At 34.6% G+C, this 16,703-nt stretch carries 9 protein-coding genes; all 9 read left to right on the top strand.

All coding sequences use genetic code 11. The features are described from left to right. Positions 1-286: 286 nt before the first annotated feature. The 9 genes from CDH50_RS01735 to CDH50_RS01695 all read left to right on the top strand — a co-directional run bounded on the left by CDH50_RS01735 (position 287) and on the right by CDH50_RS01695 (position 16,511). The gene (locus tag CDH50_RS01735) at positions 287-2,191 is read left to right on the top strand and encodes a T9SS type A sorting domain-containing protein (protein ID WP_100610158.1); all 1,905 of its coding nucleotides are present in this window, start codon (positions 287-289) and stop codon (positions 2,189-2,191) included. A gap of 147 nt (positions 2,192-2,338) precedes the next feature. Beyond that, positions 2,339-3,361, top strand: coding sequence for a Holliday junction branch migration DNA helicase RuvB (gene ruvB, locus CDH50_RS01730; protein ID WP_100610157.1), 1,023 nt, complete (start codon positions 2,339-2,341; stop codon positions 3,359-3,361). A gap of 39 nt (positions 3,362-3,400) precedes the next feature. After that, positions 3,401-4,321, top strand: a complete 921-nt coding sequence (gene queG, locus CDH50_RS01725) for a tRNA epoxyqueuosine(34) reductase QueG (protein WP_100610156.1) — start codon at positions 3,401-3,403, stop codon at positions 4,319-4,321. 158 nt (positions 4,322-4,479) lie between these two features. Further along, positions 4,480-7,221, top strand: coding sequence for a substrate-binding domain-containing protein (locus CDH50_RS01720; RefSeq protein WP_100610155.1), 2,742 nt, complete (start codon positions 4,480-4,482; stop codon positions 7,219-7,221). A gap of 347 nt (positions 7,222-7,568) precedes the next feature. After that, complete coding sequence (locus CDH50_RS01715) at positions 7,569-8,885, top strand: sugar porter family MFS transporter (protein ID WP_100610154.1); 1,317 nt, start codon at positions 7,569-7,571, stop codon at positions 8,883-8,885. Between the two features lie 10 nt (positions 8,886-8,895). Continuing rightward, positions 8,896-10,512 carry a glycoside hydrolase family 32 protein gene (locus CDH50_RS01710; RefSeq protein WP_100610153.1) on the top strand — a complete coding sequence of 539 codons (1,617 nt, stop codon included), beginning with the start codon at positions 8,896-8,898 and terminating at the stop codon, positions 10,510-10,512. 11 nt (positions 10,513-10,523) lie between these two features. Then, positions 10,524-13,679 carry a SusC/RagA family TonB-linked outer membrane protein gene (locus CDH50_RS01705; RefSeq protein WP_100610152.1) on the top strand — a complete coding sequence of 1,052 codons (3,156 nt, stop codon included), beginning with the start codon at positions 10,524-10,526 and terminating at the stop codon, positions 13,677-13,679. Positions 13,680-13,691: 12 nt separating this feature from the next. Beyond that, complete coding sequence (locus CDH50_RS01700; protein ID WP_100610151.1) at positions 13,692-15,434, top strand: RagB/SusD family nutrient uptake outer membrane protein; 1,743 nt, start codon at positions 13,692-13,694, stop codon at positions 15,432-15,434. A 186-nt stretch (positions 15,435-15,620) separates the two neighbouring features. Then, complete coding sequence (locus CDH50_RS01695) at positions 15,621-16,511, top strand: carbohydrate kinase family protein (protein ID WP_100610150.1); 891 nt, start codon at positions 15,621-15,623, stop codon at positions 16,509-16,511. Positions 16,512-16,703 lie beyond the last annotated feature (192 nt).

Here is a 16,703-nt window from a genome sequence, read left to right as displayed (position 1 = left end):
ATGATTATTTGTTATTGACTTCGTCGAATTTTCGATTTCTTTTGGAAGCAGAAATCGGTTATAAATTTGAAATAAAATATTATCCTAGCCATATAAAATACATTGATAAAATTTTCAGAAAAACCCAACCAATTCAAAATTTATGTTTGCGAATCCTCATTTTACAGTTAGTCTAGATTAAATGTTAAATTTTGACATGTAATGCAAAAAAAACAGACCAAATACTATTTTAGTTTTTTTTTGTGGTATTTTTGCCTATATTTTAAACATTAAAAACAAGGCTTTCATGAAAAAAACTACCTATCTTATTTTATTCTTATTTTTTTTTAGTATGACATCATTAGTTGTACATGCGCAAACGCCACCGGATCAGAATTTCGGAACTTACGAAGATTTGTCTTATGGAGGCTCTGTAACCTATGAGTTGATTACCTATACGGGAAGTGACGCCTATGTTGGAATAGGAAACACGGTAGGCCAAGGTATTTCTTTAAGTCCTCTGTTCTCCGGCAGTGCTGTTGTAATGGGAGGGAATACTCCAGGCGGTTACGTAAGTTTTAGAAGTTCTTCATCAGCTAACAATTTTAAGATTGTTTCTTTTGTTGCTGATTTTTATGGGCATACCAACGGAAGTAGTTCTGAGACCTATGAAATTATAGGATACGATAATGGTTTGGAAGTTGTGTCAGCAGGAAATTTCATTGTCACCTCATCTGGTAGTTATGGAACTGGAAATGCTACCATTACATGGGTAAGAGAAGATTATAATGATAATGGAAGTAACTCAGGAACACTTACTTTCGGTTCAAGTTGGAGCAATATCGACGAAATAAGATTTTATCCATTAGATGCAGACCCAAACAACAATTTATTTGTAGGATTGGATAATATTGATTTTGAACCTGCTGTTTCACCAGCAACCGCTCCAACCATAAACACCTCAGCGGCATCCTCAATAACCGTCTCAGGAGCCACTTTAAATGGAGAGGTAACCATGGACGGCGGCGCAACTGTAACCGAACGTGGTTTTGTGTACTCAACTTCCGATAATACTCCAACTATTGGGGAAAGTGGGGTTACACAAGTTGTAGATGGTAGTGGTACAGGTGTTTTTAGCGAAGCCATTTCAGGATTGAGTGCGTCCAGCACCTATTATTACCAAGCCTATGCCACCAACAGTGAAGGAACAACGTATGGTGGGGTGGAGAGTTTTGCCACCTTGCCGAAACAATTAGAAAACTTTTCATGGTCTGCAGATAACTTAAGTGCAGGAGCTACAGGTGTTACTTATACATTTGAATATACTACTGTTACGGACTTAGGAGGGAGTGATGCTATTTTATATGCTTTAAATACCGCAAATGGCTGGAATACTAATAGTGTAACTGTGGGAAACATAACCGTTTTGGTAAATGGAACTCCGAGAACTGTTGCAGGAATATTTTCTGTCGGTGGTTCAGGAGCATACATTACTCTAGATAATCCAATAGTAGCCGGTGGATCTGAGGTTATAGTAACCATAGCCAATGTGGCTAATAACGTAAATTCTGGAACCTATAATTGGAATTGGATTTATACAGCTACTAGTGGTGGTAATCAAATAGACCCCGCAGTAAGCCCTGATCCTATTGTTTTGTCGGCGAATAATGCCCCAACCGTCACTACGGCAACCGCCTCGGGCGTAACAACCACCACAGCAATCCTTGGTGGTAACGTAACCGATGATGGCGGCGCAACGGTAACCGAACGTGGGATTGTCTATAATACGACGGGTACACCCAATGTAAATGACGATACCAAAGTACAAATAGGTTCTGGAAACGGCAGTTTTTCTGATGAAATTATAGGTTTAATAGCAGGCACTACTTATTATGTGAGGGCTTATGCAACCAATACAACAGGTACAAGCTATGGCAGTGAAGAGAACTTTATTACATCAACCCTTGGGCTAGAAGAAGAGTTATTAAAAAATTCAATAGGTTTATATCCAAATCCTGTTAATAATTTACTATATCTATCTAGCAATATAAAAGTAGAGAAAGTGTCATTATTTGATGTGTTGGGAAAAAGAATTGATAACATTAAGATAGAAAACGATGCTATTAATTTATCCAACATCAAAATAGGTATCTATTTGTTAAAAATAGAAACCGATAGAGGTAGTTTAGTTAAGAGAATTGTTAAAAAGTAGTTACAAGGAAAAAGATAATATTGAATTAACTAATAGCCACTTTCACAAACAAATATTTAGATGGAGCCTTTTCGAATAGGAAAGGCTTTTTCTTTATATTTGCTTGTAATGATTATTTGTCATTCCTGCCAAGGCAGGATCTATGCTATGAACAAAAACCTAGACCCAACAAAAAATAATTTTTCTCCTGAAGAACTGGATGTAGAAAAAAAGTTAAGGCCCTTAACTTTTGAGGATTTTACGGGTCAAGATCAAGTGTTGGAGAATCTTCAAATTTTTGTTCAAGCGGCTAATTTGCGTAGTGAAGCATTAGACCATACCTTATTTCACGGCCCTCCAGGATTGGGGAAAACCACGTTGGCGCATATTTTAGCAAACGAATTGAATGTGGGTATAAAAGTAACTTCTGGCCCTGTTTTGGATAAACCAGGGGATTTAGCAGGGTTGCTCACCAATCTGGAAGAGCGTGATGTATTATTTATTGATGAAATCCATCGTTTGAGTCCCATCGTCGAAGAATATCTGTATTCCGCAATGGAAGATTACAAGATAGACATCATGATAGAATCGGGGCCTAATGCGCGTTCAGTTCAAATAAATCTTAATCCGTTTACCTTGGTTGGCGCCACGACACGTTCAGGCTTATTAACAGCACCTATGCGTGCCCGGTTTGGAATTCAAAGTAGATTGCAATATTACAACACCGAGCTTTTAACCACCATAGTGCAACGCAGTGCCACTATTTTAAATGTGCCTATTTCAATGGAAGCGGCTATTGAAATTGCAGGCAGAAGTAGAGGTACGCCAAGAATTGCGAATGCCTTATTACGTCGGGTTCGTGATTTTGCACAAATAAAAGGCAACGGCAGTATCGATATTAAAATCGCTAGATATGGTTTGGAAGCTCTAAATGTAGACGCATTTGGTTTGGATGAAATGGATAATAAAATTCTTTCTACAATTATTGACAAATTTAAAGGTGGACCTGTTGGTATTTCTACCATTGCGACCGCAGTTAGTGAAAGTACCGAAACTATCGAAGAAGTTTATGAACCTTTTTTAATTCAACAAGGTTTCATCATGCGAACGCCTCGTGGACGCGAAGTCACAGAATTAGCTTATAAGCATTTAGGTAAAATAAAAGGAAATATTCAAGGAGGATTGTTTTAAACAATTGTCATTCTGAACTTTTTTCAGAATCTCTTAACTATGGGGAATAAGCAAAATCATACCCAATTAATTAAAACCGAAGCCAAACGCCTCGGTTTTTTATCTTGTGGTATTAGTAAAGCTGGTTTTTTGGAAGCAGAAGCGCCAAGATTGGAAAAATGGTTGAAAAACAATATGCATGGACAGATGCAGTATATGGAAAACCATTTTGATAAACGCTTAAACCCAACTAAATTGGTTGAAGATTCTAAATCTGTTATCTCATTATTACTTAATTATTATCCAAGCCAAGAGCAAAAGACTAACAGCTACAAGCTATCAAAATATGCTTATGGAACCGATTATCACTTCGTTATAAAAGACAAATTAAAATCACTTTTAAACTTCATTCAAGAAGAGATAGGCGATGTTCACGGGCGCGCTTTTGTAGATTCCGCTCCAGTTTTGGATAAAGCTTGGGCAGCGAAAAGTGGTTTGGGTTGGATTGGAAAACACAGTAATTTATTAACTCAACAAGTAGGTTCTTTTTATTTTATAGCTGAATTAATAGTGGATTTAGATTTAGAATACGATTTACCAACAACCGACCATTGCGGCACATGTACTGCTTGTATTGATGCTTGCCCAACGCAAGCCATTACAGAGCCTTATGTAGTTGACGGCAGTAAATGTATTTCCTATTTCACCATAGAATTAAAAGAAAATATCCCCACGGAATTCAAAGGAAAAATGGATGATTGGATGTTTGGTTGCGATGTGTGCCAAGATGTGTGTCCGTGGAATAGGTTTTCAAAAGTACATAACGAACCATTATTCAATCCTCACCCAGAACTGTTATCCCTAACCAAAAAAGATTGGGAGGATATCACGGAGGATGTTTTCAATAAAGTGTTCAAAGATTCCGCAGTAAAAAGAACTAAATTTTCTGGCTTAAAGAGGAATATTGCATTTTTGAAATAAATGTATCATAATGATATTCATATCCTTTACTATATCTTGATAGTAAATTTATTATAAAAACAGGATAATACATTTAAATGGGCACTTAATAAATTTTTATTATAGAAATCATTATCTTCAAAATTATTTCCAAAGTATTAAGATCATCGTATTTTTTAATGAAGACCAGACATTTCCATATTTTTTTCAGATTTTTTTTGGTGTCAATTCTTTTGTTTTCTTTTTCATGTAGTAAGACTGAAACTAAAGAATATACTATTGGGTTTGCTCAAACAGGAGTTAATGATGAGTGGCGAAGAGCAATGAATCAATCAATGAGAATACAAACATCACTGTATTCCAATGTTGAGCTTATTATTTTGGATGGTGAAGATAATATTGAAAACCAAACACAAGACATTGAAGAATTAATCGCTAAGGATGTGGATGTTTTGATAGTTTCTCCCGTTAAATCACAACCCATAACACCAATTGTTGAAAAAGCATTCAATAAGGGAATCCCTGTTTTAATTGTTGACCGGAAAACAGAGGGGCAAAATTATACGGCATATTTAGGAGGTGATAATTACCAAGTAGGTGTAGATGCCGCAAATTATTTGGCATCGCTATCAAATGAAAGAAAAAAAGTAGTGGAAATACGTGGTTTATCTGGTTCTTCGCCTGCTTTAGAAAGGAGTATTGGGTTTAAGAATACCATTGAAAAAAATGATAAGCTGGAAATTGTTAAATCTATTGAGGGTAACTGGGAAAGTTATTCGATTAAAGATAGTTTAAGAAAGGTATTAAATGAAATAAAAGATATAGATTATGTATTTGCGCACAATGATAGAATGGTGCTCGGGGCGTGGGAAGTTGCTAAAGAAAAAAACTTACATAACAAAATAGGATTTGTTGGAGTTGATGGGCTGCCAGGGGAATATGGGGGCATTAAGTTAGTGCAAGATCATGTGTTGCTGGCTACCATATTATATCCTACAGGGGGAGATGAAGCTATAAGATTAGCCATGAAGATTTTAAATGGTGAGAGTGTTCCAAAAAACAATATTTTGGAAACAACTGTCATAGATTTTCGTAATGCTGATATTATGTGGAATCAGTTTAACAAAATAAACCAACAACAGCAAGATATTTTACAGCAGCAAAGCACTATAGATAAGCAAGAGGAAACTTATACGACACAAACCAATATCTTAAAGTTGCTTTTAGGACTATTAATAACCAGTATCCTTTTGGGGGCCTATAGCATATATTCGGGGTATAATATTAGAAAGCAAAAACGCGCATTAGAACTGCAAAACAAAAAAATTACGATTCAAAGAAATCAGATAAAAAAAATAGCTGAGAAAGTTAAAATCAGTAATGAAGCTAAGGTGAATTTTTTCACAGGATTATCGCACGAATTTAAAACGCCTATTACGCTCATCCTATCTTCAGTTGAATCTTTATCCGATAATAAATTAATTAGAGACAACAAATTAGTTCAAGAAGTAGGTTTGATCTATAACAATTCCAAACGGTTATTACGTTTGATTAATCAATTACTTGATTTTAGAAAAATTGAAGACAGAAAGTTTGTTTTAAAAGCCTCTGAAACCAATCTATTCGATTTTTCAAATACTATTTTCAAGGATTTTGAGAGAGAAGCACAAAAAAGAAACATTAATTTTTCCATTAATAGCAATAATAAAAACTTAAAAGTTTATTTAGATAGAAATTTAATGGACAAAGTTTATTTCAATCTATTATCAAACGCCTTTAAGTTTACCCCCAATAATGGTTCCATATCTATTGATATAAAAGATGATTTTGAAAGTAATTATGTAACCATACATTTTAAAGATTCTGGAATCGGTATACCAAATCAAGAATTAAATAATGTTTTTAAAGCATTTTATCAGGGCACGAATAACAACAAATCGAGTTCTGGTATTGGATTGCATTTGTCAAAAGAATTCATAGAGCTTCATAAAGGTAGTATTGAAGTATTTTCAAAACACGGAGCAGAATTTGTTTTAACACTTTATAAAGGAAGTGCACATTTAAGTTCGGATGAAATTATTTACCTGCCCGATGTTGTTGATAGTGCGGTTTTGAGTTTTAATGTGGATTATGAGGAAGATATATTTAATCAAGATGCAGTTTTAAATGATGATGAACGCTATTCAATTTTAATTATTGAAGACAATCCAGATTTGGTTAAATATTTAAAAGGCAAATTAACACAAGAGTACAGCGTGCATGTTTCCGATGGCAACAACGGTGTAGAAATGGCTTTAGGGCTTATCCCAGATATTATAATTTGCGATGTTAATCTTCCTGATAAAACAGGTTTTGAAATATGCGACATTTTAAAGAAAGATTTAAGGACATCGCATATACCTACCATTATACTAACGGCTTTAAATGACAAAGAATCTTATATTAAAGGACTTGAATCTGGTGCCGATTTATATTTAACCAAGCCATTTAGTTTTGCCATTTTATCACAATCCATTAAAACACTCATTTATAATAGGGAGAAGCTTCGCTATTATTTTGTTAACAATGTACATAACATAGATGCTAGTAGCACTTTTGGTACGATTGAGCAAGAATTTATTTCTAAGGTGAATAAAATAATCAATGATAATATAGATAATACTAAATTTTCCGTTGAGAATTTAGCAAACCACCTCAATGTATCTCGAATTCAGCTTTACAGAAAGATTAAGGCTATTATGGATGTAAATGTTAGTGATTATATTCAGAACATTCGATTGGAAAAAGCAAAAAATATGCTTCAGGATACGACATTAACCATATCTGAAATAGCTTATGCTACTGGCTTTTCATCGCCAAATTACTTTTCTACAAGCTTCAAAAATAAATTTAATAAATCTCCAAAAGCTTTTAGAGAGTAATTATTTAATGGTTTTTTATCTTTCTTTCTTGTTCCTATTGTAATAATAGCATCGCTTTTTTATTTCACTATCCAAAGATCAATTCAATTGTTACTTTAAATAATGCTTTTTAAGAAATTGATACGTTTTTTGAAAATTTACATGTAACAATTTTGAAAGATTGATGTAACAATATTAAACATCAATAATTTTATAAAAAAATTATTTCATTTTAATTAATTGATAATTAATTATTTATATGTTTTTTAACGTTTGTTTAACAATTTTAGAATGTTTTGATACATATCTGAAATAGAGCGATGGTCTTTAAAAGTACCTTGTGATCACTAAACTAAATATACCACCACATGAACAGAAAGATATTAATCTGGTCTATTACTGCAGCCTTAGCAGGTTTCTTATTTGGCTTCGATACCGTAGTAATATCAGGAGCAGAAAAAAAACTACAACTATTATGGGGTTCTTCCGATATGTTTCATGGCATAGTTGTAATAGGTATGGCATTATGGGGCACAGTTGTAGGAGCCTTTTTTGGTGGGATTCCCACTAATAGGATTGGGCGTAAAAATACTTTAATATGGATAGGCGTATTGTATACCATATCCGCAGTAGGGTCTGCTTTAGCCAATGACCCCATAACATTTGCGATTTTCAGGTTTATTGGAGGTCTGGGTGTAGGGGCCTCAACTATTGCGGCACCAGCATACATATCAGAAATAGCTCCCGCCAAAGACCGCGGTAAATTGGTGGGTTTATACCAGTTCAACATTGTACTTGGTATCCTTATAGCCTTTTTATCAAATTACTTATTAAATAATATAGGAGAAAATGCCTGGCGTTGGATGCTAGGAGTAGAAGCTTTTCCTGCAGCTATATATACCATTTTTGCGCTAACTATACCTAAGAGTCCACGTTGGTTGCTTACTAAATTTAGAAATAGTGAAGCAATAAGCGTTCTTCAAATTATCAATCCAGATCAAGATCCAGAAAAGCTGATGTTAGAGATAAAAGATGAGATGGATAATACAGTGCCCAACGAGAACATTTTTTTAAAGAAGTACAGGTTTCCGTTAATCTTGGCATTCTTAATAGCATTTTTTAATCAGTTGTCTGGAATCAATGCATTGCTTTATTATGCGCCTAGGATTTTAACAGAAGCAGGTCTTGAAGAAAGTTCAGCGCTTTTAAGTAGTATAGGGGTAGGGGTTACTAATTTGATATTTACACTTTTAGGTATTTTTCTAATAGATAGATTAGGAAGAAAACAATTAATGTTTATCTGTTCCATTGGTTACATTATATCTTTATCATTAGTCTCTATGGCATTTTTCTTCCATTGGGAAGGGAATTTTGTCCCCATATTTTTATTCATGTTTATAGCTGCCCATGCCATTGGTCAAGGTACTGTAATTTGGGTGTTTATTTCAGAAATATTCCCAAATCATTTAAGAGGTTCTGGGCAATCATTTGGCAGTTCTGTTCACTGGGTTTTAGCGGCTGTGGTACCTTCCTTAGTCCCTGTTTTATTTTCTACAATAGGTGCAGGTATGGTTTTTCTATTCTTTACCATTATGATGGGACTCCAATTACTTTTTGTAATTTTTATGATGCCAGAAACTAAAGGTATATCCTTGGAAGAATTAAGTAAAAAACTAATTAAATAAGATAAATAAAATGAAAACCTTAAGAAAAACGAGTCTAGTTTCAATGCTTATAGTTTTATCCTTTCTGATTGGTTGCAAGGATAAAGTCCAAAACAATCAAGATGTTGATGAATCTGTAAATGTATCTTATACGGAAGAAGACCTATACCGTCCGAACCTTCATTTTACTCCTAAAGAGGGATGGATGAACGATCCAAACGGTATGTTTTACTATAACGGGTATTACCATTTATATTTTCAACATTACCCTGATGGAAATGTTTGGGGACCCATGCATTGGGGGCATGCTGTAAGCACAGATATGGTCACTTGGAAAGAAATGCCCATAGCCATATTCCCAGATGAAAAAGGCTATATTTTTTCGGGAAGTGCTGTGGTAGATGTTAACAATACCTCAGGATTTGGTAAGGGTGGCGGACAACCTATAATTGCCATGTTTACTTACCATGACATGGATGGGGAAAAAGCAGGTAAAACAAATTATCAATCGCAAGCCATAGCGTACTCTTTAGATGAAGGTCAAACTTTTACTAAATATTCTGGTAATCCTGTCATTAAAAACCCAGACATTAAAGATTTTAGGGACCCAAAAATTGTTTGGGATTCCATACACGAAAAATGGCTTATGGTATTGGCGGCTGGACAAAAAATTATGTTTTATAGCTCTTCGAATTTAAAAGATTGGAAACTTGAATCAGATTTTGGCGATGGAATTGGAGCACACGGAGGTGTTTGGGAATGTCCAGATTTCTTTCCAATGGTAGTTCAAGGAACGGATGAGGTTAAATGGGTTTTGTTGGTTAGTATAAATCCCGGTGGACCAAATAGTGGAAGTGCCACTCAATATTTTGTGGGCGATTTTAATGGGAAACAATTCAATATTGATTCATCATTTGAAAAGGATTTAAATAGTTCTGAACACAAATCTATATGGATAGATTATGGAAGAGATAATTATGCTGGAGTAACTTGGGCAAATATACCAGATACCGATGGCAGAAAACTATTCATGGGATGGATGTCTAATTGGCATTACGGGCAAGAAGTTCCTACCGAAACATGGAGAAGCGCCATGACGGTTGCAAGAGAAGTTGAGCTTCAAAAAATGGATGCTAGTTATAGGTTGTTATTTAAACCTGTGAAAGAACTCACTAATTACAGAAGCACCAAATTTAAAAAGGAATCAATAGCAATAAATGGAGATACAAAAATTATTGATTCAAAAGCAATCGATTTATCAAGTACAGAAATCAATTTTAAAATCTCAGATTTAAAAGATAACGGCTTCACTTTCAAGCTTACAAACAAACAAGGCGACACTTTAGCGTTTGGATACAATAATGAAGATAAAAATTTTTTTGTTGATAGAAGAAAATCGGGTAAAACAGCCTTTTCAGAAAAGTTTGCAAGTCATGTTTCTAAGGCTAAAAGAACATCATTAAACCCAGATTTGTCTGCTACAATTATTCTGGACAAAACATCCATCGAGCTATTTTTTGATAATGGCGAAACCGTCATGACAGAAATATTTTTCCCGAACTCACCATTCGATAAGCTAAGTATTGAACCTAAAAACCAAGAATTCGTTCTTGGCAATATTGAAATCCACAAACTAAATTTTAACTAAATTAATTAATTATGAAATTAAAACAACTTTTATTTCTGCCCGTATTTGCTTTTATAAGCATTTGGACACAGGCACAGGTGAGAGGTACTGTTACCTCCCAAGAAGATGGGATGCCTTTACCTGGTGTATCTGTAGTTGTATCTGGCACAAGCCAAGGTACTGCAACTGATTTTGACGGTAATTATGTACTGGAAAATGTTGATAAAAATGCCACATTGGTTTTTAGCTACATAGGTTTCCAAACCCAACAGATAGAAATTAGCGGGCGTTCTTCAATAGACATTGTCATGCAAGTAGATGCCGCAGCGTTAGATGAAATTGTTGTAACAGGATATTCCAGAGAAAGAAAAGTAGATATTACTGGCGCCATAACTGTAGTTGATTTAGCACCAGTTGAAGGACAAAGTTTAAGTTCAGGTAATGCCATGCAGGCATTACAAGGACGAGTTCCTGGACTTTTTGTCGAAAAATCTGGAGATCCTACTGGTTTAAATAGTAGGATACTTATTCGTGGTGTTACTACACTGGGTAACAACGACCCATTATATGTTATAGATGGTGTGCCAACTAAGCGCCAGGAGGTTTTTGCGAGTCTAAATCCTAATGCTATTGAATCTATTCAAATACTAAAAGATGCATCAGCTTCTTCACTTTATGGTTCAAGAGCTGCAAATGGTGTAATAGTAGTTACTACTAAAACTGGTGCAAAAGGAGAAAGAGTAACAGTAAGTATAAACTCGAACATATCTGTCCAATCAGAGAAAAAGCAACGTTATGATATGTTAAATGCTCAACAACGAGGCCAAGCATTATGGCAAGCTTCTGTTAATGATGGCGCAGATCCTAATGGTGGCTATGGTGAAATTTATAATTTTGATTGGAATGGTGATTTTAGTAATCCTGTTCTTAATAGCGTAACTGTTAAGCCATTTGTTGGTGGAGATCCTAACGTCCCTGTTGGAGATACCGATTGGCAAGATGCAACTTATGAAAAAGGTTATGTGTTTAATAACGAAGTAACGGTTTCTGCAAGTAGTGAAAAATCATCTTTGCTCTTTAATATGGGATATCTAAAAAATACTGGGATGCTTAAATATACAAATTACGATAGGTATACTGCAAAGATTAATGGTTCAACAAAGTTATTTAATGATAAACTTAAGTTTGGTATGAATACTCAATTTTCTACTTCTGATGAGACATTAGCTACACCTGACGTTGGTAGTGCTCCAACACCCGGTTTGGCTATTACTCTAGCACCAACACTTCCTGTTTATGATGCCAATGGTAATTTTGCAGGTCCATTAGGAGCTGGATATTCTGACCGTAACAATCCTGTATTAATGCAATATTTAAATAGATGGGATAATGCCACAAAAAATAATTTCTTTGGGAGCGTTTATGCCGAATTGCAATTAATGGAGAATTTAACATTCCGATCTACTTTGGGGATTGATTTTAGTGATTTTAAAAAGAAAAATATTGAGCCAAAGGTAAATAACGGATTTATTACCAGAGGCACGAATAGACTTATTTATGACACCAATAAATTATCATCGTTAGTTTTTTCTAATGTTTTAAATTATAATTTAGAGCTTGGAGAAAGTAAATTTGGAGTCATCTTAGGAGTTGAATCCGTTAACGAGAATTTTGATACGTTATTCTTACAGGCAGATGATTTTGCAGTAGAATCAGAATCATATTTTGTATTAAATGCGGCTACTGGTGCTCGAACTAGTAATGGTATTTCTACTGCATATAGTTTGCTTTCACAATTTGGAAAATTGAATTATTCTTATGCCGATAAATATTTGGCAACGTTCACTTTACGTAGAGATGGTTCTTCACGATTTGGTAAAAATAACAGATATGGTATTTTTCCAGCAGCTACAGTTGGGTGGAAAGTTACGAATGAGGATTTCTTCCCAAAAACAGATGTTATTTCAGATTTAAAAGTTCGTGTTGGTTATGGTGAAGTTGGTAACCAAGAAATTGGAAATGTAGCTCGTTTCGGATTATATGAGTCAAGGTATGGACAAAATCAAGCACAACTTTCAGGTGGATTTTTTGAAATTTATCAAAATGTTGGTACTGCTTATGACATAAATGGTAATAACACGGGTACTTTACCATCTGGGTTTGTTTCTACACAAGCTGAAAATCCAGATTTAAAATGGGAAACAACTAAAGAATACAACTATGGTATTGATTTTAGTTTATTTAATAATGCTGTTAGTGGCTCGTTCGATTATTTTACTAGAAAAACAAGTGATATTTTAACTACACCACCAATTCCATCTGTGTTAGGAGAAGGGCAGCAACGTGTGTTAAATGGCGCTTCTACCGAAACAAAAGGTTGGGAATTAGCTTTAAGTTATTCTAAATCTTATGATAATGATTTTAGTTTTACGGTTTCTACAAATTTTGGAGCTTTTAAAGATAAAATCACCTATTTACCAGCAGATGTTCTTGCGGGATTTCCCGGTACAGCAGATAATTCTATATTAGGACATTCAGTATTTTCAATATTTGGGTATAAAACAGATGGATTATTTCAAAGTCAGGCTGAAGTTGATGCGCATCCAAACGGTGGTGTGCAAACAAGTAATGCCAGACCAGGAGGCGTCAAGTTTGTTGACCTAAATAATGATGGAAAAATAGATGGTGATGATAGAGATTTTATTGGAACTACAGTACCTGATCTTGAATATGGTATTAGAATAGATTTAAACTACAAAAACTTTGATTTTTCAATGTTTGGTTCTGGAGTTGCAGGTAGAATAGGAACAGACCCATATATTTTCTGGAATAATTTCACACAAGGTCGTGAAAATGCTGGTCCTGGCGTTTTAAATTCATGGACACCAACCAATACTAACACCGATGTTCCTTCATTATCATTAGTAAATAATATTGGTGGAGACAACGACTATGTTTACAGAAAAAATTCCTATTTTAAATTACGAACCATGCAATTAGGATATTCTTTTCCTGAAAGCTCTATAAATAAATTGGCTGGAATGACAGGACTACGTGTTTACTGTCAAGGAGAGAATTTATTTTGGTTTACACCTAAAGGTTATATAGGTTCAGATCCAGAGCGTATAGATGTAAATAGAATTCCAGTACCTACAACATTATCTGTTGGTTTAAACATTAATTTTTAAAATAAAAAAGTCATGAAAAAAAATATAAAGATAATTGGCTGTTTACTTGCAACAATAATATTGTCTGCATGCAGTAAAGATTTTTTAGAATACGAACCAGAAGGTGTACTCTCAAGTGAAAATGTTGCAACGGCTGATAATGCAGAGGCATTGGTAATTGCTGCATATGCTGCAATTGGTAACGATGATATGGTTGGCCCTATAACCTCTCAATGGGTTTACGGTAGTGTGCGTTCGGATGACGCTTATAAAGGAGGAGGAGGTCGTGGTGATGTTGATATTGTAGATAAATATGAGCAATATAACCTTACTGCGGCAGATCAGGGCGACTGGATGACACCAAGAACTTGGACACTTTATTATAGAGCCATTTCAAGAGCTAATTTTGCCTTATCTGTAATTAACATTATACCAGATGCAGACTATCCAAATAAAGCTATCAGACAAGCTGAGCTTAGGTTTTTAAGAGCGCACTCTCATTTTATGTTAAAACTGCTTTTCAAAAAAATACCTTATATAACAGAAGATATGACTCCTGAAGAGAAAGCATTAGCTTCTAATGATATTGATAATGATGCCTTGTGGAATACAATAGCAGACGATTTCTTGTTTGCCTATAACACGTTGCCACAATCTCAAGACCAAGTTGGTAGAGCCGATAAAAATGCCGCAGCTGCTTATTTAGCAAAATTGCGTTTATACCAAGCTTATGAGCAAAATGATACCCATCAGGTAACTAATATAAACCCTTCTAAATTGCAAGAAGTTATTGATTATGCCGACGATGTTACAGGGGGGTTAGAAGCAGATTATGGAAATAATTTTTTAGATGGTTTTGATAATGGTACAGAATCTATTTGGGCTGTTCAGTTTTCTATAAATGATGGTACAACTGTTGGTAGAACAAGTTTTGTTACAGGGTTAAACTCACCACATGGTACGGGATTGTATGGATGTTGTGGATTCCATTTGGCTAGCCAAAATATGGTAAATGCGTTCCAAACAGATGCTTCAGGGTTACCTTTATTAGATACTTTTAATAATACAAGCATTTTTAATGTTGTTGATGGAAATGGTGAAACGCCATTGGCTCCTGGGATTACTGTAGATCCAAGAATCGATCACACAGTTGGAATACCTGGTCGTCCGTTTAAATATCGTAATACAGTAAATAATACTGGTGACATGATTTACAATTTCAGTTGGGCAAGAGACCCGGGTGTTTATGGCTATTTTGGAAACATGAAAGAGCAACAAGCACCAGATTGTTCATGCTATGTAAAAGAAGGGCCTTTTGTTGGTACTTCTAAAAATATTGATTTTATACGTTATGCCGATGTGTTATTGTTTAAAGCGGAAGCATTAATTCAATTAAATCAAGTAGATGCAGGTGTAACCATTATTAATCAAATTAGAACACGTGCAGCGGCAAGTACTCAAAGACAAATTGATGCAGGGGCTTCAAACGTATATAATGTTGGGATGTACCCCATGGGAATGTCTAAAGCAGATGCTTTTAAAGCGTTAATGTTTGAAAGAAGATTGGAGTTTGGTATGGAAGGGCCAAGATTCTTTGATTTAGTAAGATGGGGCATAGCAGAACCTGTGCTAAATGCATATTTAGCGGTTGAAAGAACAAGAAAAGATTTTCTTGCTAATGCTCAGTTTACTGCAGGACGCGATGAGTATTATCCAATACCACAAAGAGAGATTGATTTTACAGGAGGTTTATATGAACAAAATCCTGGATATTAATTTTAATCATAAAATTGTTTAGTTTTTTGAGTTGGTTTTTTTTAAATTAAGAGGGTGTTTCATGAAACACCCTTTTAAACTTTCAAATGAAATATTCATGAGAATAGTATTCACAGATACGAGAATGATTGTTAAAAGTGTTCCATCTAACAATTAAAGACAATAATAGCAAACAGATGAAATAATATGTCTAAAATAACATGTTTTGGAGAAGTGTTGTGGGATGTATTCCCCACGCATAAAAAAATTGGCGGAGCGCCTTTAAATGTTGCCAATAGATTGCAGGCGTTAGGAAATAACGTCACCATGATTAGTGCTATAGGTCAAGGTAAAAATGGTGCTGAATTGCTTAACTACATTAAAGAAGTAGGGATTGATACTAGCTGTATTCAAGTTCATAATGAGTACAAAACAGGGAAAGTAAAAGTGATGCTGAATGATAAGGGGTCGGCCTCCTATGATATTAAATACCCAAGGGCTTGGGACAAAATAAGGTTAACGGAAATAAACAAAGCCGCTGTTAAAAATTCGGATGCTTTTGTTTTTGGAAGCCTTGCAGCAAGGGACGAAAGTTCTAGAAGCACATTGTATAAACTGATAGAACTTGCCAAATACAAAATTTTTGACCTTAATTTAAGGTCGCCATACTACACTAAAGAGGTGTTGGTTCATTTAATGAACAACGCAGATTTTATAAAATTCAATGACGATGAACTTTATGAAGTGAGCAAGGTAATGGGGTCTAAGTATAATTCATTAGAGCAAAACTTAATGTACATTGCAAACAAAACAAATACGAAACATATTTGTGTGACTAAAGGACACCACGGGGCTGTATTGTTATACAATGATAAACTTTATTACAATAGCGGCTTTTTAATAAAAGTAATTGATACTGTAGGTGCTGGTGATTCTTTTTTAGGCGCTTTAATAAGTCAGCTGCTTAATAATGCAAATCCCCAAGAGGCCATAGATTTTGCTTGTGCCGTTGGGGCAATGGTCGCTCAAAATGAAGGAGCTAATCCTGTGTTGTTAAAGTCAGATATTGATGCATTTATAAATCCTTATCAAGTATAAAGTTATTAAAAATAATATTTATTAATTATTGAAGTGGTTTTTATTTGGTATGATAGAAAAACCAAACGTCATCATCAAATTTTCAAATAAACTTTAGGGTTTAAAAAGAAACATCAATTTCTTGAAAGAATAGCGGTTTAAAGTATAGGATTATTATATTTGTCACTTAAACGAAATCCTTATAGTATACAC

The organism is Confluentibacter lentus, assembly GCF_002806995.1.
Lineage (GTDB): Bacteria > Bacteroidota > Bacteroidia > Flavobacteriales > Flavobacteriaceae > Confluentibacter > Confluentibacter lentus.
Note: the sequence above shows the minus strand (reverse complement) of the source record. Positions and strands in the feature narration are given on the sequence as shown.